This window comes from Sporomusa acidovorans, from assembly GCF_900101845.1.
GTDB lineage: Bacteria > Bacillota > Negativicutes > Sporomusales > Sporomusaceae > Sporomusa > Sporomusa acidovorans.
In genome coordinates, this window is the sequence record NZ_FNAM01000041.1 from 29,631 (window position 1) to 54,019 (window position 24,389).

24 protein-coding genes are annotated in these 24,389 nt (G+C 39.2%); 1 reads left to right on the top strand and 23 read right to left on the bottom strand.

Annotated features, from left to right (window positions below; translation table 11 throughout):
- Nucleotides 1-61: 61 nt before the first annotated feature.
- The 13 genes from BLR65_RS21990 to BLR65_RS22050 all read right to left on the bottom strand — a co-directional run bounded on the left by BLR65_RS21990 (nucleotide 62) and on the right by BLR65_RS22050 (nucleotide 11,418).
- On the bottom strand, nucleotides 62-781 hold the full coding sequence (locus BLR65_RS21990) for an amino acid ABC transporter ATP-binding protein (protein WP_093796318.1): 720 nt from the start codon (nucleotides 779-781) through the stop codon (nucleotides 62-64).
- Entirely contained in the window at nucleotides 768-1,433 is a 666-nt protein-coding gene (locus tag BLR65_RS21995) for an amino acid ABC transporter permease (RefSeq protein ID WP_093796319.1), read from the bottom strand. Before BLR65_RS21995 ends, BLR65_RS21990 begins: the two co-directional genes overlap by 14 nt.
- A gap of 133 nt (nucleotides 1,434-1,566) precedes the next feature.
- Nucleotides 1,567-2,358, bottom strand: a complete 792-nt coding sequence (locus BLR65_RS22000; RefSeq protein WP_093796320.1) for a basic amino acid ABC transporter substrate-binding protein — start codon at nucleotides 2,356-2,358, stop codon at nucleotides 1,567-1,569.
- A 250-nt stretch (nucleotides 2,359-2,608) separates the two neighbouring features.
- Nucleotides 2,609-2,902: a zinc-ribbon domain containing protein gene (locus BLR65_RS22005; protein ID WP_093796321.1), complete on the bottom strand. Its 294-nt coding sequence runs from the start codon at nucleotides 2,900-2,902 to the stop codon at nucleotides 2,609-2,611.
- A gap of 395 nt (nucleotides 2,903-3,297) precedes the next feature.
- Nucleotides 3,298-4,380, bottom strand: coding sequence for a Gfo/Idh/MocA family protein (locus BLR65_RS22010; protein ID WP_093796322.1), 1,083 nt, complete (start codon nucleotides 4,378-4,380; stop codon nucleotides 3,298-3,300).
- 79 nt (nucleotides 4,381-4,459) lie between these two features.
- The gene (locus BLR65_RS22015) at nucleotides 4,460-5,767 is read right to left on the bottom strand and encodes a nucleotide sugar dehydrogenase (protein ID WP_093796323.1); all 1,308 of its coding nucleotides are present in this window, start codon (nucleotides 5,765-5,767) and stop codon (nucleotides 4,460-4,462) included.
- A 4-nt stretch (nucleotides 5,768-5,771) separates the two neighbouring features.
- On the bottom strand, nucleotides 5,772-6,344 hold the full coding sequence (locus BLR65_RS22020; protein WP_093796324.1) for an acyltransferase: 573 nt from the start codon (nucleotides 6,342-6,344) through the stop codon (nucleotides 5,772-5,774).
- Between the two features lie 4 nt (nucleotides 6,345-6,348).
- Nucleotides 6,349-7,590: a DegT/DnrJ/EryC1/StrS family aminotransferase gene (locus BLR65_RS22025; RefSeq protein WP_093796325.1), complete on the bottom strand. Its 1,242-nt coding sequence runs from the start codon at nucleotides 7,588-7,590 to the stop codon at nucleotides 6,349-6,351.
- Nucleotides 7,591-7,766: 176 nt separating this feature from the next.
- Nucleotides 7,767-8,396, bottom strand: coding sequence for a PIG-L deacetylase family protein (locus BLR65_RS22030; protein WP_093796326.1), 630 nt, complete (start codon nucleotides 8,394-8,396; stop codon nucleotides 7,767-7,769).
- An 18-nt stretch (nucleotides 8,397-8,414) separates the two neighbouring features.
- Nucleotides 8,415-9,437, bottom strand: coding sequence for a 3-oxoacyl-ACP synthase III family protein (locus BLR65_RS22035; RefSeq protein ID WP_245692980.1), 1,023 nt, complete (start codon nucleotides 9,435-9,437; stop codon nucleotides 8,415-8,417).
- Nucleotides 9,438-10,172, bottom strand: a complete 735-nt coding sequence (locus BLR65_RS22040) for an SDR family NAD(P)-dependent oxidoreductase (RefSeq protein ID WP_093796327.1) — start codon at nucleotides 10,170-10,172, stop codon at nucleotides 9,438-9,440.
- 5 nt (nucleotides 10,173-10,177) lie between these two features.
- Nucleotides 10,178-10,396: a hypothetical protein gene (locus BLR65_RS22045; RefSeq protein ID WP_093796328.1), complete on the bottom strand. Its 219-nt coding sequence runs from the start codon at nucleotides 10,394-10,396 to the stop codon at nucleotides 10,178-10,180.
- Between the two features lie 47 nt (nucleotides 10,397-10,443).
- On the bottom strand, nucleotides 10,444-11,418 hold the full coding sequence (locus BLR65_RS22050) for a UDP-3-O-(3-hydroxymyristoyl)glucosamine N-acyltransferase (RefSeq protein WP_093796329.1): 975 nt from the start codon (nucleotides 11,416-11,418) through the stop codon (nucleotides 10,444-10,446).
- Nucleotides 11,419-11,435: 17 nt separating this feature from the next.
- Here BLR65_RS22050 and BLR65_RS22055 point away from each other — a divergent pair, with 17 nt between their 5' ends.
- Nucleotides 11,436-11,636 carry an ATP-binding protein gene (locus BLR65_RS22055; RefSeq protein WP_245692981.1) on the top strand — a complete coding sequence of 67 codons (201 nt, stop codon included), beginning with the start codon at nucleotides 11,436-11,438 and terminating at the stop codon, nucleotides 11,634-11,636.
- 484 nt (nucleotides 11,637-12,120) lie between these two features.
- Here the strand turns inward: BLR65_RS22055 and BLR65_RS22060 are convergent, their stop codons facing one another.
- From BLR65_RS22060 to BLR65_RS22105, 10 genes are all read right to left on the bottom strand, one after another.
- Nucleotides 12,121-13,053, bottom strand: coding sequence for an FkbM family methyltransferase (locus BLR65_RS22060; protein ID WP_093796330.1), 933 nt, complete (start codon nucleotides 13,051-13,053; stop codon nucleotides 12,121-12,123).
- A 27-nt stretch (nucleotides 13,054-13,080) separates the two neighbouring features.
- Complete coding sequence (locus BLR65_RS22065; RefSeq protein ID WP_093796331.1) at nucleotides 13,081-14,136, bottom strand: NAD-dependent epimerase/dehydratase family protein; 1,056 nt, start codon at nucleotides 14,134-14,136, stop codon at nucleotides 13,081-13,083.
- 177 nt (nucleotides 14,137-14,313) lie between these two features.
- A complete protein-coding gene (locus tag BLR65_RS22070; RefSeq protein ID WP_093796332.1) occupies nucleotides 14,314-16,110 on the bottom strand; it encodes a thiamine pyrophosphate-binding protein in 1,797 nt (598 codons plus the stop codon).
- A gap of 75 nt (nucleotides 16,111-16,185) precedes the next feature.
- Nucleotides 16,186-17,529, bottom strand: a complete 1,344-nt coding sequence (rfbH, locus tag BLR65_RS22075; protein WP_373657773.1) for a lipopolysaccharide biosynthesis protein RfbH — start codon at nucleotides 17,527-17,529, stop codon at nucleotides 16,186-16,188.
- A gap of 20 nt (nucleotides 17,530-17,549) precedes the next feature.
- Nucleotides 17,550-18,641 (bottom strand): CDP-glucose 4,6-dehydratase, encoded by a 1,092-nt coding sequence (gene rfbG, locus BLR65_RS22080; RefSeq protein WP_093796334.1) that lies wholly within the window; start codon nucleotides 18,639-18,641, stop codon nucleotides 17,550-17,552.
- Between the two features lie 15 nt (nucleotides 18,642-18,656).
- On the bottom strand, nucleotides 18,657-19,433 hold the full coding sequence (rfbF, locus tag BLR65_RS22085; protein ID WP_093796335.1) for a glucose-1-phosphate cytidylyltransferase: 777 nt from the start codon (nucleotides 19,431-19,433) through the stop codon (nucleotides 18,657-18,659).
- Nucleotides 19,430-22,543: a glycosyltransferase 61 family protein gene (locus BLR65_RS22090; protein WP_093796336.1), complete on the bottom strand. Its 3,114-nt coding sequence runs from the start codon at nucleotides 22,541-22,543 to the stop codon at nucleotides 19,430-19,432. The genes rfbF and BLR65_RS22090 overlap by 4 nt, the downstream gene beginning before the upstream one ends.
- Nucleotides 22,544-22,590: 47 nt before the next feature.
- Complete coding sequence (locus BLR65_RS22095; RefSeq protein WP_093796337.1) at nucleotides 22,591-23,691, bottom strand: DegT/DnrJ/EryC1/StrS family aminotransferase; 1,101 nt, start codon at nucleotides 23,689-23,691, stop codon at nucleotides 22,591-22,593.
- Between the two features lies 1 nt (nucleotide 23,692).
- Nucleotides 23,693-24,112 (bottom strand): sugar 3,4-ketoisomerase, encoded by a 420-nt coding sequence (locus BLR65_RS22100; protein WP_093796338.1) that lies wholly within the window; start codon nucleotides 24,110-24,112, stop codon nucleotides 23,693-23,695.
- A gap of 13 nt (nucleotides 24,113-24,125) precedes the next feature.
- A partial coding sequence (locus BLR65_RS22105) for a hypothetical protein (RefSeq protein ID WP_218130655.1) occupies nucleotides 24,126-24,389 on the bottom strand: 264 nt, incomplete at its 5' end.

Here is a 24,389-nt window from a genome sequence, read left to right on the forward strand (position 1 = left end):
CTGCAGACTGCCCTTTCGCAGCCACACACGCAGTATAGCATAAAATGGCAGCACTGTCAATTTATAAAATCTTGGAGAGAAAGGCCCTGATCCGCTCTTCTTGGGAATGCAAAAACACTTCATCCGGCGTGCCTTCTTCAACAATCCGGCCTTCATCCATAAAAATGACCCGGTCGCCCACTTCACGGGCAAACCCCATTTCATGGGTAACCACAACCATGGTCATTCCCTCGGTTGCCAGAGCTTTCATAACATCTAGCACTTCTTTAATCATTTCCGGATCGAGGGCTGAAGTCGGTTCATCAAATAACATGACTTTGGGTTTCATAGCCAGCGCCCGGGCAATGGCCACCCGCTGCTGCTGGCCGCCGGAAAGCTGTTCCGGATAGGCATTGGCCTTGTCGGCCAGTCCTACTTTTTCCAGCAGACCAAGCGCCACTTTTTCAGCGTCAGCCCGGGCCAGCTTGCGCACTTTGACCGGGGCAAGGGTAATATTCTGCAACACCGTCATATGGGGAAACAGATTAAAGCGCTGGAAAACCATCCCCACTTCTTCCCGTACTTTATTAATATTCGCCTCATTGGTAAGCGGAATTCCATCCACAATAATCTCGCCTTCGGTAGGCTGTTCCAGATAATTGATACAGCGCAGCAAGGTGCTTTTCCCCGAACCGCTCGGTCCGATGATGACCACAACTTCCTGTTCGCTGATGTGGGCCGTAACATCTTTTAAAACATGCAAATTGCCGAATTTCTTATGGAGATTTTTAATGCTTATCATCAATCTTGTACCTCCGCTCAAGATAATCCACAAGGCGGGATATGGTTAAGGTCATTAATAGATAAATAAAAGCGACACTCATCCAGATCTCAAACGATCCGTAAGTACGGGCAATAATGAGCTGACCGCGCCGCGTAAGCTCCTCAAAGCCGATAACCGATACCAGGGAGGAATCCTTGAGCATAGCGATAAACTCGTTGCCTAACGGCGGAATAATGCGCTTAAAGGCCTGCGGCAAAATTATATATTGCATGGTTTGCGCCCAGGTCATGCCCAGCGACCGGCCGGCCTCCATCTGTCCTTTGTCAATAGACTGAATCCCTGCCCGGAAAATCTCGGCCACATAAGCACCGCTGTTGATACTGCAAGCCGTAATGGCGGCGATAAAGGGATCTATCCGCTGCCCGACTACAATCGGCAGAGCAAAATATATAAGAAAAATCTGCACCAAAAGCGGTGTACCCCGGATAAAATCGACATAGACGGCGGCCAGCACTTTCACCGGCCAAACAACCGACAGCCGCGCCATGCCGACAAACATACCAATTAATAGTCCAAAACTGACACTGAGTGCCGTAATTTGCACAGTAACACCGGCACCCATGAGGAGCAGCGGGAATGACTGGATAATTAAATTAAAATCAAAGTTCAAATTTCTCACCCTTAGAAGAAAATATAAGGTTCACAAAAGTACATGTCAATTATATGCGGACAACCTGTAGGTGTCAATAAATTTTTGGGGGTAAAAAAAACGGCGCGAAGATCGCGCCATTGCTATTCATTCATTACTGGGGAGGCTTTTTGCCAAACCATTTCACATAGATTTTTTCATACTCGCCATTTTTCTTTACCTCATCCAAAGCCTTGTTGATTTTGTCAGCCAGCTCGGTGTTTTTCTTGGCGGTAGCAATGCCATATTCCTCAGAGGTAAGCGGCTCACCGACAATTTTGGCGTCTTTGCCGCCGGCTTGGGCAATATAGTATTCGTTAACCGGCAAATCGTTAACCACTGCGTCAACACCGCCGTTTTTAAGCTCAATAAAAGCTTCCGGGGCGGTATTGAACTCACGAATGGTAGCGTTTTTGATTTTCTTAGCCTCATCAGCACCGGTTGTGCCGATTTGTACGGCAATCCGTTTTCCTTCCAGATCTTTAAAGGATTTTAATGTGTTATTGTCAACTTTAACAACCATAGACAAACCCGACTTATAATACGGTTTGGAGAAGTTAACCTTTTGGGCCCGCTCACTGGTAATGGTCATAGCCGAAATCGTGGCGTCAATATTGCCGGCTTCCAGCGCCGGAATCAGACCGTCAAAGCCCATGCTTTGCACTTGAACCTCGACTCCCATTTGCTTGGCGATGGCCTTAACCAAGTCCATGTCAAAGCCTACATATTCTTTCGAGTTTTCATCCTGGAACTCAAACGGAGCAAATGCGGTATCAGAACCAATTTTGAGCACTTTCGCTTTACTCTGTTCTGCCGGTTTGGCCGGTTGCTGACTGCCGCAGCCTGACAGCCCAAATGTCAATACAAATATAACGAGAACAGATAAAGCCATGAGTCTCTTAGACACGTAGATACCCCCCTCTAAAGTGTTTTCGTTATAATTATACGAGTGCGTGTATATTTAGACAAGTAGTTTAACATGTATACATGAGTTGTGATAGGATTGTCCTTGTCCAAAGTACGTTTTTCTTATTTGTCTTGCGATATCAATGAATACTTCGCTTGACTAACTAGGGTGAGTTGATGCTGCACCTTTCAAAAGCAAATGCCCGGAACAACAATTCCGGGCAAGGTATCACAATCTATTATTATATATATTATTGCTCCTTTTTGGCGATAAAGCAGTCACGGCAATAAATAGGACGATCGTTGCGAGGTTTGAACGGAACTTGAGTCACTGCGCCACATTCAGCACATACTGCTTCATGCATTTCCCGTTGAGTTGTCTGACCATCACCGTCACGACCGCGTCTTCTGTTACCCCGACACTCACGACAACGGGCAGGTTCATTTTCAAAACCTTTTTCTGCGTAAAACTCCTGCTCCCCTGCTGTGAAAACAAAGTCTTTCCCACAGTCCTTGCACTTAAGAGTTTTGTCCTGAAAAGCCATTAACGAAATCCCCTCACCTTAAGAAATTAAAAACCACTGCTTAGCCGACCTGGTCTTTGCCCCCACACTCGCCTGCTGGAAGGCTCGCTACTAAGAAGTCAATCTCCTCACTACTGCTTCTCTCGATCAAATCATATGTAAAATTTTCCGGACCGGCAGGACTTACCTCTAAGCCGCACCATGCTCAAAACCACTTTGGGTTTCTTACGTGGGTCGTTTCGCCTGCGACTGGCATCGACTTTCAACCACAGACCTAAGCAAATTGGTTCTTACACTAAATTATAGAATTGCCCCGTCAAAAAAGCAAGCATATATTTGTCGGCTTGCTGAAAAATTGCCAAAAAATTGCCAAAATACTCTATTTTATTATTACGATCACTCCACAGATCATTTAGCTATGATTTAAACCGTCCTTTAAAATCAATTGTATTGCATTGCTTCATGGGTAATGCAACACTAGTCCCTGCCGCAGCCGATTTATAAATAGCCAGCACAAGTTCTAACGCACTTCTGCCGTCTTCGGCTGACACATAAGGCTGTCGATTATTTTTGATGGCGTCAATAACATCCGCATACAGGGGTATGTGCCCGTAACCATATACATTGGGAGGATTTTCATGATATGTTGCCTTTACTTCGTCCGGATCATCCAGCAAATCAGAAAATCGCCATTCTTCAATCAGATTTACCGATTGCCCCCCTGCCTTGACAGTTCCCTTTTCCCCAAAAATGCACAACGTTTCTTCGAGGTTTTGCGGATAAATATTAGTTGTTCCCTCGATGATTCCATAGCTGCCGTTCTTGAAGCGTAGTAAGGCAATGCCTAAATCTTCGGCATCAATGTAATCATGATTCAGTTTATCGGTCATACCGATAACTTCAGTAATTTCGCCACCCATCATCCAGCGAAGCAGGTCGATATTATGGATGCATTGATTCATCAACGCGCCGCCGTCCTGTTCCCAGGTACCCCGCCATTTAGCTCTGGCATAGTATTCATAGCCGCGATTCCAGCGTATTTGCGCCACGCCATAAAACAACCTTCCAAAACGTTTTTTATCGACAGCCTCCCGGATTTTCTGAATGGATTTATTGAAACGGTTCTGATGGCATGCACAGACCTTCACACCTTTTGCTTTGGCCTTGTGAATGATTTCATCTGCTTCTGCGAGCGAAAGAGTGATCGGTTTTTCGATAATCAGGTTACAGCCCGCGTCAATACAGTTCAGCGCAATTTGACCGTGTAGGCCGCTTTCGGTACAAATGGCGACTAAATCCGGTTTCTCCCTTTCCAGCATATCTTTATAATCCCTATAGGTATGAATCGCTGCCGGCAAATTGAACTTCAGTATTTTATCTTCCATATTATCCGTTTTGATATCACACAAAGCAACCAACTCAAGATGATTTGCCACCGCGGCCGCTATATGATTGGGGGAAATTCTGCCACAACCAATTATTGCATATCTAAGTGTCATGCTAGTTCCTCCTTGAACTTCTGCATTCCGGTATTGCCGGTTAAAAACCGGCAATACCTTCTAGCTCCTCTTCCTTGAATTAAAGTCTTTCGATATTATCACGCCGCACAACTTCTTTGAATGCATTTTTCGTATCGAAAACCATCCTGGCATGCGTTGCAATCCATTCATAATTAAAACTGCTATGCATTGTCGTTAAAATGACCAAATCGGCATCAACCACAGCCTGTTCCGTTAATTCTACCGATTTATATTCTTTGCCTTTATAGGTAAACCCGTTCACAAAAGGATCGTGATAAACCAAATCAGCCCCATATTTCTCCAACTGCACAATGACATCCAGCGCCGGTGACTGCCGCACATCATCAATATCCTGTTTATAGGCCACTCCCAGCAGCAATACCTTGGCTCCCTGCAAGGCTTTGCCAAAACGGTTCAAAATCTTCATGCTGCGTTCCAGCACAAATTCCGGCATATAGTTATTGATCTCGCCGGCTGTCTCAATCAGCCGGGTATGGTAATTGTATTCCCGTGCCTTCCATGTTAAATAAAAAGGATCAATGGGGATACAATGCCCACCAACACCCGGGCCGGGATAAAACGCCATAAAACCATAGGGTTTCGTTTTGGCGGCGTCGATGACTTCCCAGACATCAATACCCATTTTATTGCAAAGAATCGCCATCTCATTCGCCAGGCCAATATTAATGTTACGGAAGGTATTCTCCAGGATTTTTTCCATTTCCGCTACCGCTGGACTGGATACCCGGTGCACTTCACCCTCCAGAATGTGCTCATACAGGGCAGCCGCTACTTCTGAGCAGTCAGGCGTAATTCCGCCTACCACCTTAGGCGTATTTTTGGTGTTATAAAATTTGTTGCCCGGATCAACCCGTTCCGGCGAAAAAGCCAGATAAAAATCTTTGCCAACTTTTAGGCCGCTTGCTTCCAAAATCGGTTTCACTACTTCTTCCGTCGTCCCGGGATAGGTCGTACTTTCCAAAACCACAAGCATCCCCGGATGCAGATACTGGGCAATCGCTTTTGCCGAATTCACTACATAGGAAACATCCGGTTGCTGGTACAGGTCAAGCGGTGTCGGCACACAAATAGCTACACAGTCCACATCTTTAATAAAAGAATAATCCACGGTTGCTTTCAGCTTACCACTATTGACTACATTGATTAAATCTTCCGGTACAATATCGCCGATATAATTGTTGCCGGCATTGACCATCGCCACTTTTTGTTCCTGAACGTCAAAGCCGATTGTCGTATACCCGGCCTTAGCCTTTTCCACCGCCAGCGGCAAGCCGACATAACCAAGACCGACAACTCCCAGTACTGCTTGCTGGCTGTTTATTTTTTCCAAAAGCGTCTGCTTCATCTCGTCACACTTCTTTCACTTGATCTTGCTGCTTCCCATATCTTCGCCTACAATTAACACACTGAGCCTGACCGTCGACAAAATTCAGTTGCTCCCCACACTGACACATCCAGCCGCGCTGCCGCGCCGGATTGCCTACCATGAGCGCATAGTCTGGCACATCCTTAGTCACAACCGCCCCGGCACCAATAAAGGCATACCGACCGATAGTGTGCCCGCAGACAATTGTCGCGTTAGCGCCAATCGAGGCACCGCGTTTAACCACAGTCTCCTTGTATTCGCTCTTGCGGCTGACATGACTGCGGGGATTAATAACATTGGTAAACACACAGGAAGGCCCCAGGAAAACATCGTCTTCACACCTTACCCCGGTGTATACCGAAACATTATTCTGGATCTTAACGTTATTCCCCAGAACAACCTCCGGCGAAATAACGACGTTTTGCCCAATATTGCAATTCTCGCCAATCCGGCAATGAGCCATGATATGCGTAAAATGCCAAATTTTTGTCCCTTTGCCAATACTGCAGGGCTCATCCACATAACTGGATTCATGCACAAAATATTCTTTATCCATATTGCTACCTCTGGGAATAAAATTCTTGTATCTTATCCATAATATAATCCTGCTGTTCCTCGGTCATTTCCGGAAACAGCGGCAACGCCAGCGTACGCTGGCATAACCATTCACTTACCGGCAAATCTCCCGGTTTGTAGCCCAGGTTATGTTTACCCAACTGATAAACCTTCTGCAAGTGCAGCGGCACCGGATAATAAATGCCGGTGGCAATACCTTGCTCGCTTAAATAATTAGCCAATGCGGCCCGTTCTTCACAGACAACCACATATAAGTGATAAACAGACTCGGTGTTTTGTAATACCGTCTGTGGGCATAACTTATCCAACAAGCCCGTTTCCGCCAGCAAAGTGCCATAGCGCCGGCTTAACCTTTGCCGCGCCCGATTCCACTCCGATAAATAATTCAATTTAACGCCCAGGATAGCCGCCTGGATAGTATCCAGCCTGCTGTTCATGCCGATGAGAAAATTGTAATATTTCGTCGGATCATAGATCGTAGCATCCGCTTGTCCATCATTTGTTAACCCAAGCTCAACTGTTTTACCACTTAACAGTTCATATGCCTTTTTACCATTTAAGCCGCTGCCATGAGTTCGCAAGCCCCTAATAATCGTAGCCAGCCGTTCAGCGGCCGTAGTAATCATCCCGCCATCGCCAAAAGCGCCAAGATTCTTGGTCGGGTAAAAAGAGAATGCCGCCGCATCGCCAATCCCGCCCGCCGCCTTGACAGTCCCGTCACGAAAAGTATAGCTCGCCCCAATAGCCTGGCAGGCATCCTCGATCACCTTTATATTATGCTTTTCGGCAATTTGCAAAATAGGCTCCATGTCCGCAGGCTGTCCAAAAATATGAACAGGCAAAATAGCTTTGGTTCTTGGCGTAATAGCAGCTTCCAGCTTCTGCGGGTCAAGATTGAATGTCCCCCGGTCCACATCGACAAAAACCGGCGTTGCCCCCACCCGGGAAATACTTTCGGCAGTGGCAAAAAAAGTAAAAGGAGTAGTTATTACCTCATCACCGGCACCTATGCCGAGCGCTTCCAATATAAGTACAAGAGCGTCAGTACCACTGTTGCAGGAAATGGCATGAGATGCGCCTGTTAGCTTAACTAGATTACCTTCTAATTCTTGGATATGCTGCCCCATTATGAAAGACGTGTTGTCTAAAACTTCAGTGATCTTAGCTATAATACTGCTTTTTATGGTGTGCGTTTGCTGATGTAAATCAATTAACGGAATGCGCATCTATAAGCCTCCTAATACAACACTGCATAATTACCCGTATTAATAGTATCGTATAAAATTTTTATTCAGTTAAATGTCTGTCGCTAAATTTTTTACATTATCAAATATTGCCATAACGTAAAATTGGAAGTATACATACTTAGCGCCTATACGTATTACCGCATAGGCGCTAATCTTTACTTATTAATCAAACGCATCACTTCAAATACCTCGGCATACCGCTGGCTGATCTGAGTTCCTCTGGTAATTGCTAAACTTCTGATAAATTCTTCTGTGGCGTAAGAGCGATGCTGCTGGGACCGATAGCATTGCAAAGCGTTAATTTTAGTCTGCAACTGCGCTTCAGCTAATACATAAAAGCAGGTAGTCCTAAAGTTTAAGTTATTCCACGGCACCTCATACCCCAACATGGTCGTTTTCTTAAAAGCCCGAAACCCTTCCTGGGCAATGACCAGATGATCCTGATGCGTGTCGTTGGCACTTGGCAAAAATACGATTTCCGGCTGATATTCTTTATTCAGAAGCACCATTTTTTCCAAGATATCCTGACGCAACTCCGGAAATTTACGAACGGCAAAATTTAATACTATACAATCAGCCGCCTTTATGCCAAGAGTGCTTGTAGCCTCCAGCACCTCATGGCGTAAAATATCTTTGGGAAATTGTGGTAATACGGACTGCTCAGCGGCCGAAAAAGCAACGTATACCACACGATAACCTTGCGAAATTAATTTAACAACCGTCCCACCGCAGCCAAATTCTCCGTCATCGGTGTGAGGCGCTAAAACCAATACTATTTTTTCCATGAAACTTTCCTCTCCATATTACCTTGGTACATGAGATAAATCTACTATACAGCCGGCCCAAGATAGACCTACGCCAAAACCAATTAGCATTACCTTTCCTAATGCCAGTGCTTTTTCCGCTTCTAAAAGCTGTGTAATGGCAAGTGGAACAGAGTTCGATACTGTATTGCCACAATTACTAGGATCATTCCAGAAAGGCAAGCCTTGAAGTTCACACTTTTGCTGAAGAAAATCCAGCATGAATTTATTGGCTTGGTGGAATACATAGTAATCAATGTCCCTCTTTTCCAAACCAGCCTTACCCAAAATATTTTGAACTGTCTCCGGTACGACATTCAGTGCGAAATTAGTAATTTCACTACCATTCATATTTATATGATAATTCGTCCGCCGGTTGCCATAGTCATCAACTTGTTCAATTATAGAAGTTTTACCATAAGGATTTCGTAAAGCTCCCGCTGGGACAATAAGCGAATCTGCGCCACTGCCATCTGTGCCAAACTCAAAAGAATGTATCCCTTCTACATCAGACTGTACGGCAGCAATTAAAGTAGCCGTTGCCCCGTCGCCGAACAATGGTTTTACTGTCTCATCTCCCGGATGAATATATTTACTATAGGTTTCAGCCGTAAGTAGTAAAACCTGTTTGGCCTGTCCCGTCTCAACTAATCCTTTGGCAATTGATAACCCATAGATGTAACCAGAACAACCCAGATTGAAATCAAATGCCCCACAATGTTTAGATAAGTGTAATTTTTCTTGAAGAAGACAAGCTGTTGTGGGTAAAAAATAATCAGGAGATTGTGTACACAAAATAATAAAATCAATTTGCTCCCGTTCTATCGCATATTGCGCAAACATTCGTTCTGCAACCTGAACTGCCAAGTCAGAGGCACATTCATTTTCATCGGCAAGATGCCGCTCATATATACCAGTTTTTTTAGTAAGACGTTTTGTTAAATCATTCTTCTCAATCTTACCGGGAAGATAACCCGCAACTGCCTTTATATATGACTTTATCCCCAAAATATCACCCCGCAATTAAGCTAAATAACCTCCATCCACTACATAATCAGCACCAGTAATCCAGTTCGCCCGGTCACTTAATAAAAAAAGAACCATTCCAACTACATCTTCCGTTTTACCAGTCCCCAGCAAATACTCATCAGCAAGTTTGTCCTCCTGTAGGGTGCCTTCAGTCATGGTCGTACCAATGAGACCGGGACTTATCGTATTAACGCGGTGTCCCTTGTCAGCTATTTCTTGGGCAATTGCCCTTATGCCTGCCTGCATAGCTGCCTTAGTGGCACTGTAAGCACTTAACCCTTTTTGACCTCTATACGCACTAACTGAAGAAAACTGCACATGAGAAGTTTTACTGGCGGCAAATTTTTTTTTAGTTACTAGCTGCAGTAGATTCACACCAGCCCAATAGCTTACATCCATCATTTGCCTGGCTTGCGCAAAATTAAAAGCCCGAAGCGGCGTAAAAAACAATATACCTGCGGCATGCACACTGCCATCTATCTGTCCTTTATTCAGAACAAAACGCGCAATGTGCTGTTCGACAGCGGTAAAATCTGTAACGTCAACAGCAGCGACCGTAACTTGGCGCGGGTATTCAGTTTGAAGTGTTTCTAATTCCGGCAGTCTCCTGGCAATGACCAATAATTCCGCACCAGCAGCCGCCAGTTCTTCTGCAACTTTCCGGCCAATTCCCGATGATGCCCCGGTAACGACGTATCGCTTATTTGAAAAGTCAAACAAAACATTCATCTATGTTAAGCACCGTGAACTAAATCAAAGAGTTCCTGAACAGTTTGCGCTTTTCTTACTTCAGGGGCATTTAGCTTTCTCTCATACTTGATATCAGCCATAGCGACAAAACTGATTACACTTAGTGAATCCCATTCCTCAATATCACTTAAATATGTATTTGTAGTAAGTCCCTTAACATCGATATCTAAAATATCTGCAAGATTTTGCAAAAATATGTCCACTTTTCTGTCTCTCCTTAGTTTTTTTCTACTCTAGATTAGGTCACTATTTAAATTGTGAGCTTTCCATGACGATATAGCGACAGCAATCGCTTCATCATATCTTTCTCTTCCTTGATCTCTTCTAAAGGTCGCGCCGGGTTACCACTTACAGTCAAACCATCAAGTAATGATTTTTTTACTACTGCACCAATTCCAATAAAGCAGTTTTTTCCAATGCTAATGCCGTTAATGATTGAACAGTTCGGCCCCAGCCAAGTATCGTCACCAATACTAACACTGCCACTCACTTCCGCACAGGCAGTAATTAGACACCGCTTACCGATATGACAATTATGCGCTATATGAACATGATCATCAATTTTTGTATAATCCTCAATTATCGTAGGATCAATGGTGCCAGCTACAATGGTTGACAATGCACCAATCTCTACATTGTTTCCAATCACTACTCCACCTATGTGTGGTATGCGAATAGGAATATCATTCTCGTCCCGTTCAAAACCAAAGCCATAACCGCCGATAACGGAGTTTTCGCGAATGATGTTGTGATTGCCTATCTTGACGTTATCATTGATAACTACTCCGGGCATTATTACACAATCAGTGCCGATTTCCACGTTATCGCCAATGACAACATTGTGACTAATGATTGTTCCTTCGCCTATTTTAAAATTTTCGCCAATGGAAGCTGTTTGACAAACATTAGTTTTTGATGGCTGTTTTTGACAATCTATTATAAACTGTAATATAATTGCAAATTCCAGTCTAGGATTATTTGCTGGAATAACAAAATTATCTTTTATACATTCATGAGCTTCTTGCTGTTGACCTGGAGCAATTATTATGCAGCTTTTTACGCTTTTCATTTTTTCAATTATATCTTGCGTTATTTTTTTACTGAACCAAATTGTATTGTTTTTCGGTCTAGTGGATGTGGATGCTCCGTTAATGTCAAAGGAAAATCTATTTTTATATTTATCGGATAAATCTTTTAGGTTGTTAACAGGAAAATTAAATAACAATTAAACCTTCTCCTTTCGTGTTTATCGTAATATACTCGTATTTATGTGTTATTGTTAATTTGCCTTTCGCACCCTTAATCTTCTGTTCTCAGTTTGCGCCTGCAGGCTGGCATAACAAGATTTCCGAAACTACTCTTGCTGATGCCATACTTGATCGTATTGTACACGATTCTTACACAATTGAATTCAATTCTTCTGAAAATCTTTATCCTATTTAATCCTTAAAACAAGTGTTACGTCATCCTCTGCAGTAAATTCTCTCTATACTCCCTTAATACTTTTTCCCATACTGCATAAGGTTCAGCAAAGTCTCCCTTTTTCTACTCTCTTATATTTATGCTCATCATTTTTATTTTTCTGTCAAAATGGAAAGATACAGACGTTGTTTACCGCTGAAAAATTGTGATCTAAATTAATCATCATAGAAAGATCAGATGCGATTAAACAATATTTTCCTATATGTATATTGCAGATTTCTGATGTAGCATCATTACTTGGTATGGTTAAGCTTGCAATATAACTTTCGGGCCCGATGTTAGTAGCGGAAAATCCTCTCTCCCATCTGGATGGACCTGTCTATATACTACTACTGGTTTTGCGCATAAACCAGCTCTATATGGAATAAATATATTCGAATCATTTTATTGCTACCTTTACACGGTGCAGTTGTCTATAAAAAATAAGCCTGCCCCTAATTTCTGATTATCTTTTCTTAGATAAAAATGCTATATCTTCCCTATGCTTATCATCATGCAAAAAAAAGAAGTTGGTCTCTACCGTATTTTCATCCATAGAATAAAACTCCTCTAAGTGCTTCTCTTTTACTACAAAACATCTATAGCCTATATTCTTTAAAAGATTGATAATTTCATTAGGATGATAATGGAACTTTGCTGACCACTTACGTAACATTTCCGTAAAAATAATTGGTTTATACTGCTTTAATGTTTCTTCTCCCCCTGTAAAAACAAATAGCTCTGCTCCCTCGACATCACACTTAATAAAATCCACACCAATATTTTCCTTTTTGGTAAATTGGTCTATTGTAGTAACCTTACATCTAATTTCCTTTATGTGCCTCTTTCCCGATAAATTTGCCATAGAAGAATTACCTGAACCTTCAATATCATAATAGAAAATTACTTCTTTTTCTTCATTACTAAGTCCAATATTATACTTTGATATATTTGATAAATTATTAATTTTTATATTGTGAGTTAAATAATCAAATGTTTTAGGCATAGGCTCAAATGCATATACTTTTACACCAACAATTTGTTTTACAAAATTCATACTATACCATCCAACATTTGCACCAATATCAAAAATAGTAGAATTTGTTTTTATCAGCCGAAGCATCATATCCAAACATTCTTGCTCATAGCTTCCAAAATTCAAAATTTCAATGGGCGTAATTCTTTTATCATATCGGTCACATAACATTTTTATATTCTTGTTTTTTGTCTTCATAAAAATAGAAGAATCAGATATTGTTATTTCACCGATATCAGTCCCTTTTATAAAGGATTGATATTCGAAAAGCAATTGATGCTTTTCATGCATAGTATCAATATAATCGGCCTTTGTAATAATTTCCTGTTTATAATCATTTAAAATGTCCTTTAAATTTTTCATATTTCAAAACTCCTTTTTCTTTATGGACTAACATATTTCGAAACTTTGAACTGTTCTTGCAAATCCCTCTTGTATTGAATGTCTAGTTACCCATCCTAAAGACTTTAATTTTTTAATATCAGGAATAGCTCTTGATATTTTACTTTCAATATAATTTTTTGTTTGATTTCTTGACTTTTTTAACACTCGCAAATTTCGTTCGGGAAAAAGCTGAACAAGTAGCTTTGCTAAATTTAGAATACTTATAGGAAAATCTGACGCTAGGTTATACGCTTCCCCTGTTTTTCCTATTAACATCACCCTAAAAAAGCCCTCTACCGCATCTGCTAAATAACAAAATACTCTTACTGCAGTTCCATCACTTTTAATTTCTATATCTCGTCTGTTCACTATGTCACTTACAAAATCAGCAAATACCCTGCCATCATCTAATAACATACCAGGCCCATATGTATGAAAAGGACGAACAATCTTTATCGGAATTCCAAACTGATGCATATAAGATATACACATTGTTTCTCCCATTCTTTTGCTTTCACCATAACATGAACGTATATTCAAAGGATCTGTATTTCCATACATAGCTTCACCAGTCGGAATTTGGTTCTCCGCAACCTCTCCGTAGATCTCACCACTACTGAAATATAAGAAGCCTTTGACTTTCTTTGCACGAGCTAATTCAAGAAGATTATAAGTACCTATAACATTTGCTAATATTGTTCCAACAGGATCAACGCCATAATATTTGGGACTTGCCTGGCTTGCTGCATGAATTATATAATCAATATTTTCTTTTATGCTTATCGGCTCACATACATCTTGAACAATGAATTTAATATCTTTTCTGCCAGTGTAATGTTCAAATCTAGCCAATGCTTTTTTTCCATTTCTTACGACTGCAATTACCTTTATTTTTAACCCACTATTCAGTTCGTTAATATAAAGAAGAGTTTCCACGATATATGCTGGAATAAATCCATTAGCACCAGTTATTAAAACTGTTTTACCTTTTAATTCTAACCAGGGAATATCTTTTATAGTAACAATTCCACATATATCTTCTTCAATAATCCGATTTCTCATTGGATAATTCCTCGCTTTGCATCGTCTGCTGTACCCTCATTTCCCAGAAAATATACCCTAATAGTTTTGCTTAGATTAAAACAGTATATATGTAGTCTTTAAAAATACAATCGGTTATCTATGATTACAAAAGAAAGCTTATTTTCAAAATTCATATAGATGAAACAAAAATATTGTTCAATTATCCTCTAAAATAGGTTCTACGATCATGCTATCTTTTAATTTTGTTCGTTCTAAGAGAGGCGACATATCCTCTAAAGGTCTAGAAATGAATGAGCCATCAGCTATTCGTAAAGAAGACACAGTTAAAATGTCTTGATTTTCCAAACACATTACTTCACAAATAACTGCTTCTGGGTATTTCATAACCCTACTAATGATTTTTTCAAGAGAATTTTCATTGGATATTTTAAAATACTTAAATCCATATGCATGCGCAATCTTCCTTAAATCTGGAAAAGAAACGCCATTAGTTCCGTCTGTTCCAATTAGTCTTCCATCAAAAAAATTTTTTTGGGTATTTCGAATTGAAAGATAACCATCATTATTCCATACAAACAATTTGATCGGTAAACTATGGTGGATAATGGTCTGTAACTCTTGTATGTTCATTTGAAAAGATCCATCACCTGTAATTCCAATCACTGATTCCTTATTTTTTGCAAAACTTGTTCCGATTGCAGCCGGTAAAGTAAAACCCATATCTGCTTGCGCTGCTGATGTAATAAAACGTGCATTTTCTTTTACAGAAATAGACTGTGAAACAACAAAGTTAGCCGAACCTGCATCTGAAACTACAACTCCATCTTCCTTGAGATATCGATTTAAGACTTCCATAAAATTATATAGATTTACCCTTTTGTTAGAGTCATTGGGAAATTTAATTTTAAATTGTTCCTTCCATTTTTGACATCTATTTACCCAATCGGAAGTGCAGTTACTTTTATAAGATGTAATTTGTACCAAAAAGCTATAAGCATCAGCGTTAATAAATGAATCAATTTTTACAGTATTTTTCTTATGTTCCTCGGGGTCAATATCTACGACCACCAGCTTCGCCTGCCTTGCAAAAAGAGAATATTCATGGCCGGTAGAACAAACACTTAATCGACTTCCAATAGCAATAACAAAATCCGCATTTTGTAAAGCAAAATTTCCTGCCCGGTCTCCTTTCGTGCCAATCCTACCGATAAACAGAGGATGATCAGATGGAAGCACATCTATTCCTAATCTTGAAGCCACAACTGGAATATTATTTTTTTCTACAAAGGACCGGAAAATTGGAATAGCTTTCGAAATTCTTACACCTTGTCCAACTACAAAAATTGGTCTTTGCGCTTTTTCAAGTAATTTCGCAAATAGTTTTAATTCTTCATCCGTAGGTTCTAACTTATTATATTTATCTAACATTTCTTGCTTTGAAAAATGGCGTAAATTAGATTCATCTATTATTGCAGCTTGAACATCCAATGGTATATCAAGCCATACAGGTCCAGGTCGACCTGATTTCGCCAAATAAACTGCCTTCTCCAAATGATAAGCTATATCTTGTGGCTCATTTACCATAACTGCGTATTTAGTTAATGATGTAACTACCGGGATTATATTAACCTCTTGCACCCCGAACTGACGTAGTTTTAGACCAGAATTTGCTACCGTCTCTTTTCTCTTGGTCTGCCCTGAAATAAATAAAACAGGTACACTATCTTGCCACGCATCCAGTAAACCAGTAATTGCATTAGTGCTGCCGCACCCAGTAGTTAAATAAGCCACTGCTAAATCTTCGCGATATTTGGAATAGGCAACTGCCCCCATCGCACATGCTTGCTCATGGTGGTTAGCAACAATTTTAACGTCCGGGTGCTGTGCGAGACCATCTGACAAAAACATCATCCCGCCACCAGACACCATAAAAACATATTCAACTCCTTGCTGAAATACGAAGTTAGCTATAAAGTCCGCAATACGTACCATTATAATCACTTCCCACTTTTTTATTGACTATCACCTATGCCCGGTAGCATTCGGGAAAAATCTATACATCTATAGCTAAGTCCTATTTCTTTTAATAAAGGAATTAATTACAGATTGTATATACCTGATCATATCTGAATTCATTCCCGGATAAACACCTACCCAAAAGGTACGATTCATAATAATATCTGTATTTCTTAATTCGCTAACAACTCTATATCCAGTCCCGTTCATCCGCATTTCATCAAAACAGGGATGCTTTAAAAGATTGCCCGCAAAAAGCATTCTAGTCTGTATCCCGTTTTCCTCTAAATGTGCCACTATTTCATCGCGGGTAAATTTCGCGGTTTCACGTACTGTTACTAAAAATCCGAACCAACTTGGTTTTGAATTAGCTGTTGCTTCTGGTAAAATCAGTGAATCATGTACGTCATTTAATCCTTCACGTAATAATTGCCAGTTTTGTCGACGTTTCTCTATAAAGGTTGGTAACTTGGCTAATTGAGCACACCCAACCGCCGCCTGCATATCTGTAACTTTCAAATTATAGCCAAAATGAGAATATACGTATTTATGGTCATACCCTAGCGGTAATTCACCAAACTGTTGGGTAAAACGATGTTTACAGGTATTATCATGTCCAGATTGACACCAGCAGTCTCGTCCCCAATCCCGGAAAGATTCAACAATACGTTTTAACTCTATATCATTTGTATACACCGCGCCGCCTTCACCCATTGTCATATGATGCGGTGGATAAAAACTTGATGTACCTAAGTGACCAACTGTTCCAGTATATTTCCATTCCCCGTTATATAGATACTTAGAACCAAGAGCATCGCAATTATCTTCAATTAACCACAGCCTATGCTGATCACAAAAATCTTTAACCACCTGCAAATTAAAGGGATTGCCCAAAGTATGAGCAATCATAACTGCTTTGGTCTTATCAGTTAATCCAGCTTTCATTTGTGCAACGTCAATATTATAAGTTGGTAAAGTTACGTCTACAAATACCGGAATTGCTCCAAACTGAATGACTGGTGCTACTGTTGTGGGAAATCCAGCGGCTACTGTAATGACTTCGTCGCCTTTTTTTATTCTGCGTTCACCCAATTTAGGAGAAGTCAAAGTCATAAAAGCTAAGAGATTGGCAGAAGAACCGGAATTGGTCAATGAACAATACTTTACCCCAAAAAAATCAGCAAATTCCCGTTCAAACCTTTCCGCATATTTCCCGGTTGTAAGCCAAAACTCTAACGCTGAATCCACCAAATTAATAATCTCATTTTCATCAAATACCCGTCCGCCATAAGAAATCCTGTCGCCTGGTTTAAATTGCTCGGTTTTCTTGTGTTTGAACTCATAATACCTGACAACAGCATCTATTACCTGCCGGTGCAGTTCTTCTTCCAATATTTGATCATTTATGCTCAAGTCTACACATCCTCACCCATTACGCAAGTATTACTATATTCTTCAATTTGATTACGACAGGCAGTATTCAATGAATCCCCTGCTTGAAAAACAGTGTACCATTCATAGATTTTCGTTATAGCTGTTGATAAATTCCATCGTGGTCGCCAGCCTAACCGCATTTTCGCTTTAGAACAATCTAATTTTAAATAATTAGCTTCATGTGCCTGCAGTTCATTGGTAACCATATAGGCAGCGCCATTTCCCCATTGCTTACACAACTTTTGCACAATCCATTCTACTGACCGTGCATCTGCATCATTTGGTCCGAAATTCCAGGAATCAGCAAACGCTATGCCTTCCTCATACAGTCGTTGCGCTAATAATAAATAACCACCTAACGGTTCTAATACATACTGCCAAGGACGAATAGCCTGCGGATTTCTAATAATAATTTTCTCTTTATGCGAAAGTGCTCTAATGCAGTCAGGTATCAAACGATCATTTGCCCAATCTCCACCGCCAATTACATTGCCAGCTCGCGCAGTGGCGATTGCTACACCATGCTTTTCGTATTGGCAAGGATTAAAAAATGAATTTCTATATGATGCCGTAACCAACTCCGAACAGGCTTTGCTATTGGAATAGGGATCATAACCACCCATTGGCTCGCTTTCCCGATAACCCCACACCCATTCTTTATTCTCATAACACTTGTCAGTCGTAACGTTGATAACTGCTTTTACAGTATTACATCTACGAATGGCTTCAAACAGATTCACTGTCCCCATGACATTTATGGCATAAGTCTCTGCAGGTATTTTGTAGGATTCACGTACTAATGGTTGTGCTGCCATATGGATAACAATATCTGGCTTGATTTCCAGGATGGACTGTTTTAAATGCCCTGCATCACGTACATCACCATAAATAGATTGGACAAGCGTTTTTAACTGACACAACTCAAACAAATTAGGATCGGTTGGCGGATGCAATGCAAAGCCCGTAACTTTAGCGCCCAATAAGGTAAGCCATATACTTAGCCATGAGCCTTTAAATCCGGTATGCCCTGTTAGGAATACCCTTTTCCCTTGCCAAAAATTGTTTTCTATCATTGATTTCGCGCCTACCTATGACCATACTTTCCAAGGTGCCTTTCCCAATTTCCATAGATTTTCCAAATTATTTTTTTCACGCATTGTATCCATAGGCTGCCAAAAGCCTGAATGCTTATACGCCATTAATTCACTTTCATGTGCCAATTTTTCCAGTGGTTCCTTCTCCAAAACACTATGATCTCCTTCAATATAGTTGAATATTTCCGGTTGACATACAAGAAAGCCGCCGTTAATCCAGCCACCATCTCCATCTTGTTTCTCTAGAAAAGTATGTATAGTATTATCATCAAGTATTTCTAATGCCCCAAATCTGCCAAGTGGCTGAACAGCAGTAATAGTAACCAATTTACCATGCGCTTTATGAAATGCTAACAGTTGATTAATATCTATGTCACTAACTCCGTCACCATAAGTGAGCATAAACGGTTCATTTCCAATATATGCTTGAACTCGTTTTACCCGACCGCCAGTCATAGTATCCAAACCAGTATCCACTAATGTTACTTTCCATGGTTCAGCATGGTGATTATGAATAATATGCTGGTTAGCCATCCGAAAATCAAAAGTTACATCTGATTCATGCAAAAAATAATGTGCAAAATATTCTTTAATATAATAACCTTTGTAGCCAAGGCAAATAATAAAATCATTAAAACCATACTGAGAATATATTTTCATAATATGCCATAAGATAGGACGTCCGCCAATTTCTACCATTGGTTTAGGTTTTAAATGCGATTCCTCACTAATGCGAGTGCCAAAACCACCGGCTAAAATGACTACCTTCATATTTTCCCCTCCACTTTTAAGTCGTTTGACGCAAGATTTTCTGATTCAGCTAGTGTTTTTAATAAATCATCAATATCAATTGTAAAATCATCATGGATACTATTTGTTCGATAAGCTCGCGGTCCAAAAACTGGTTTACTCACAATTTGAAAAATATTATTAAGCTGTGAATATTGGTGATCTCTTTCATAACAAATATCAGAAAGTAATGGAATATGAATAGTTCCTGGCCGACAATATATAAGATTTAGATCGCCAGACCCTGCTGATGATACAACTATTTCAGCTTGTCCCATCATTTTTTTTCGTTCTTCATGCGAATAAAGCAAAAAATCAACAATTTCAAAGCCTAACTTCTTGAGCATTTTCGTTATCTCTAATTCATTCAATAGTTTTCTTTCAAAATTATTGAGGCGGGATATATAAATTTTCTTACGATGTCGTTTATCATTATTTTCGTACTCGCCGACTAATTGATTTTGTACTTTTTTTATCCACTTTTGTGAAAGTATAAAATCATCACCATTTGTTAATACACCATGCGCTTTTTCAAACATAATGGAAAGATTAGATGGATAAATTAGCTGTTCAACCTCATAAACATATCCTTTTTCCAATTGCACTACGGAATACTCTTTGCAAATTTTTTCTATAAGCCCTAAAAAATATGGAGAAGCATCACTACCAACTAAAAACGGAATATTATCTATCCCCATTTTCTCCTGCACAAACGCTATTTTAGGCAAACATTCCATTACCCAATGACCATAACTAAAGTCATATTCACAGGATATCAAAATTCCCTGTTTAATTTTTTTATGTTCTTTATTTTTTCTATATATTAATCCAATTTTATCATTTGAAAGTATTTCAATATTTTGTAGTCTTGGTCGATAATCAGCTTTATTATATGTTGCCGCTAACTCATCATTGTATAAACATTGGTTTCCATCAAAAATATAACGAGTACCGCCAATTAAATAAACATTATTTAATACCCCTATAAATTCCTTTGGAGGTTTCAATAATAGTTTTTCAGAACCATCATTGGAAAAACAATAGTACGTTTCTTGAATGCCCTCATATAAAATTTGATCCACCCGTTCCAAGACGTACTTCGGAGATAAAATATTTCTTAGTATAATTGCGTCTTCATTCTCGCTTTTTTGCTTTTCAATCTTTTGCAATATATCTTTTTTCAATCTAACTAATTCCTCATCAAAGGCACTATTACCATGTAAATGTATTATTTCTAATGCTTTTTCAAAGTGGTTATATCTGTTAAGAATTGTAGCAAAATTTATTATCACTTCTTTATCTTGTAGTGACACCTGATTTGCTATCTGCCATAACGCAAATTCACTATTCTTGTCACATGCTTTATGAGCAGCTTTAGCTAGCTTAACAACAATTTTGGGGTATTTAACTGCATATTTATTGAGTATTTGAACGATATGGCGCAAATGGCAACACTTACTTAAAAACATTTCATATATAAATTGCTCACATTTCTCAAGGTTACAATCATTTTCTATATCTTTGAATACATTTTTAAGTACAACTCCATTTAAATTATAAATTGAAAAAGAAGCAATATAAAATTCACCATCATCCGATTCTATGTCTAAAAATTGACTATGTTCAAGTAAATTACAATCGTTAAATACCTTCTTGGGAATCTTAATCAAAATGTATCCTTGGATACTGCAATATAGATTTATCGCTTGCAGCATTTTCTCAAATTCATTTTTATTGCAAAATTCAAAATCAACAATAATTATATCAAACTGCCGCTTTTCAAAACGTTTCTCTAAGTCTGCATAAGGCTCCAGCGTATTAATTACTGTGATATTTTCATCCTTGAAATAATTTTTATCACTTATAAAGCCAAAACATTTAACAGTTGGCAAAATACTCTTAATATAAGACAATGTTGCAGCACAACCTCGTCCCAAATATAATATATCACTTCCTTGCAAAGCTTGCTTTTGTATAAAACTAGGGTAGTTAACATCAACATTCCATTTCTTATAAAATAAAATTTGATCCGTATACATTTGTTGTTTTTCTTGCTCACTTAGCTCAATAGGCATATGATGAACAAATGTATCTTTGCATAATAATGTTTTATATCCATTTTGCCTTAAACGAAATACATAGTCATCCTGTACAAATTGGCTATGTATAAAGTTTTCTTCGAAATTGCCGATTTTATAGAATGCTTTTCGTTTTATTAATAAACAAGAACTTGTAATACATAAGCAAGAAAGCCAACTATTGGCATTAGATTTATTATATTCACCAGCAAAAGAATGGAGTTCCTCTATATTAGAATAATTATATTGCCCTGGAGTGTTAATATTATTTATAGCGCCTGCTGCAAAAATATCATCACTGCTAAATAACGCTGCCCTTAAATTAGAAAGCCAATTACTTGTTACAATAATACTTGAGTCCATTAAAAGAATGCTATTGCCTTTAGCAACTCCAATACCCTTATTGTACTTAGTGGCAATGCTTACATTATTTTCACAATCTATAGAAATAATATCCTCTTGGAGCTCCAAATCCGTTGTTGATAGCCTCTTTATCCCGTCAAAAACAATAACTAACTCATACGTGCCGTGCTCAGTATATTTGCGAATATTATCTATACATAACCTGTTTAGTTCTTCGTTAGCAGACAATAAGATTATAATACTTGTTTTTCTCTTAACTTGTTGCAAATACTCAGCTTTTTGCTTTATTCTTTCAATAGACATTAATGCTTCACTGGATGTAATATTATTATTCGAATAATAATGCGATTGTTTATAATAATAAATTGCTTTAGTAAATTCGCCTTTCTGCTCATAAGCATACGCTAAATTGTATAAAAGATCTGCATTGCAAGGGTTTATGTTTAATCCCTGCTGCAAAATATCAATTCCTTCGGCATTATTGTCCTTTAGAATAGCTATAACTGCTTTCATCGAGTAAACTTCACAATCACTAGGCAAATTTTTCTCGTACTCAAATAACAATTGTCCTGCTTCGGTAAGTTTTCCAGTTTCAATAAGTTGTTTTATTGCCTGTTTGATACTATTTTTTAACTGTTCATTTTCTTGCACAATGCCACCTCAATTGCCCAAGGATTCGCTTTTAAACATACTTTCTATTAAGCGATACTCGATTTGATAATGTGACAAACAAATTCAAGTTCTTGCTCTGTAAGATGAGGCCACATCGGTAAACTGAGTATCTCATCAGCCAATTGCTCTGTTATTGGCAAACAGCCTTTTTTTAACCCAAGCTCAGCATATGCATTAGATAAGTGAGGCGGAACAGGATAATGTATCAAACAACCAATTCCCGCTTTGCTTAAACACTCTTGCAAAATATTCCGTATTTTTGTTTTTACTGCATATATATGCCAAACATGGCGATTTCCTTTTGCCACAGTTGGCAAAAACAACCCCGTATGCTCTAAATTCCGGAAATAGCTTTCAGCAACCTTATTGCGTTTGTTATTCCAAGCTTCCAAATATCTAAGTTTGACTCTCAAAAAGGCTGCCTGAAGTTCATCCATTCGCGAATTATGTCCTTTTAGATCATGTTGATATTTAATTTTAGACCCATAATTTCTTAGCATCCGTACTTTTTCAGCGATTTCATCATTATTTGTTGTAACAGCACCAGCATCACCCATTGCCCCGAGGTTTTTCCCAGGATAAAAACTGAATCCGGCCGCATCGGCTAAATTTCCAACCTTTTTCCCAAAATGCTCCGCCCCGTGAGCCTGAGCAGCATCTTCTAAAACCTTCAAATTGTATTTGTTGGCAATCGCAATAATTTCATTTACAGGTGCAGCCTGTCCAAATAAATGAACTGCAATAACAGCCTTTGTTTTCTTGGTTATTGCAGACTCAATTTTTTCAGGGTCTATGTTGTAGGTATCCGCTCTCGGTTCAACCGGAACGGGAGTTGCACCAGCATAGGAAACCGCCAGCCATGTTGCAATATAGGTATTAGCAGGTACTATTACTTCATCACCTTGTCCAATCCCCCATGCTCTTAATACCAAATGTAATGCTTCTAATCCATTTCCAACGCCAATACAGTGCTTCACGCCGCAATAGGCGGCAAATTCCTGTTCAAATAAATCAAGTTCTTGGCCAAGTATATACCATCCGGAATTCATCACACGCTGATATGCAGCATCAAACTCATCCTTAAGTTCTTGATAAGGCGCCTTTAAGTCTAAAAAAGGAATCCTCATGCTATTTATGCATCTCCTTTACCGCAGCCCTGAATTCCTTATAATCACGATAATAATCACTTTCATCATAATGCTCTGATGCTAAGACCATGCAAACCGCTCCTGAGGAGAAATTTACTATTTCACGCCATACCATATTTGTTAAGTATAATCCATAATAACTACGATTCAAACTGAAGGTCTTTTTATTAAAGCCGTCATCCAGAATGACATCAAAACTACCTGACATTGCAACAATTAATTGCTGCAACTCTTTATGCGCATGGCCTCCACGTGTTTCGCCTCCCGGTATATCATATAAATAGTAAACACGTCTTATTTCAAATGGTATATGCTGTGCACCTTCGATAAAACTTAAATTTCCTCGCGGATCTGTAATTTTAGGCAAATCAATAATACAGCAATCATGTAAACCACTCATGATTATCACCTACTTAAATATCTAAACTATAAAAATCATGAACCACTGCTCTAGCACCGAAACCTTCTTTTTGCGCAATAAGACCAGTATTCAAAAAACGACCTTGTTTTTCATTTGAAATGCCAAAATCAAAATAGATTTTATCTTTATATACTTCGGTAACAAGGTAATGAATCACCAAATCTAAAGCACCGGTAGAACGTCCTTCTTCTGAATTAGCCAAATATTGAGTATGCGCAACTTTATCATTTTCAAATATGACTGTTCCAGCCAATAT

Bases quoted from the DNA above. Each gene is read 5' to 3' on its own strand.
- BLR65_RS22020 (WP_093796324.1), bottom strand. From the start codon at position 6,344: ATGGATAAAGAATATTTTGTGCATGAATCCAGTTATGTGGATGAGCCC.
- BLR65_RS22070 (WP_093796332.1), bottom strand. From the start codon at position 16,110: ATGGTACGTATTGCGGACTTTATAGCTAACTTCGTATTTCAGCAAGGA.
- BLR65_RS22095 (WP_093796337.1), bottom strand. From the start codon at position 23,691: ATGAGGATTCCTTTTTTAGACTTAAAGGCGCCTTATCAAGAACTTAAG.
- BLR65_RS22015 (WP_093796323.1), bottom strand. From the start codon at position 5,767: ATGAAGCAGACGCTTTTGGAAAAAATAAACAGCCAGCAAGCAGTACTG.
- BLR65_RS22060 (WP_093796330.1), bottom strand. From the start codon at position 13,053: ATGAAAAATTTAAAGGACATTTTAAATGATTATAAACAGGAAATTATT.
- BLR65_RS22010 (WP_093796322.1), bottom strand. From the start codon at position 4,380: ATGACACTTAGATATGCAATAATTGGTTGTGGCAGAATTTCCCCCAAT.
- BLR65_RS21990 (WP_093796318.1), bottom strand. From the start codon at position 781: ATGATAAGCATTAAAAATCTCCATAAGAAATTCGGCAATTTGCATGTT.
- rfbF (WP_093796335.1), bottom strand. From the start codon at position 19,433: ATGAAGGTAGTCATTTTAGCCGGTGGTTTTGGCACTCGCATTAGTGAG.
- BLR65_RS22065 (WP_093796331.1), bottom strand. From the start codon at position 14,136: ATGAGAAATCGGATTATTGAAGAAGATATATGTGGAATTGTTACTATA.
- BLR65_RS22100 (WP_093796338.1), bottom strand. From the start codon at position 24,112: ATGAGTGGTTTACATGATTGCTGTATTATTGATTTGCCTAAAATTACA.
- BLR65_RS22040 (WP_093796327.1), bottom strand. From the start codon at position 10,172: ATGAATGTTTTGTTTGACTTTTCAAATAAGCGATACGTCGTTACCGGG.
- BLR65_RS22030 (WP_093796326.1), bottom strand. From the start codon at position 8,396: ATGGAAAAAATAGTATTGGTTTTAGCGCCTCACACCGATGACGGAGAA.
- BLR65_RS22025 (WP_093796325.1), bottom strand. From the start codon at position 7,590: ATGCGCATTCCGTTAATTGATTTACATCAGCAAACGCACACCATAAAA.
- BLR65_RS22005 (WP_093796321.1), bottom strand. From the start codon at position 2,902: ATGGCTTTTCAGGACAAAACTCTTAAGTGCAAGGACTGTGGGAAAGAC.
- rfbG (WP_093796334.1), bottom strand. From the start codon at position 18,641: ATGATAGAAAACAATTTTTGGCAAGGGAAAAGGGTATTCCTAACAGGG.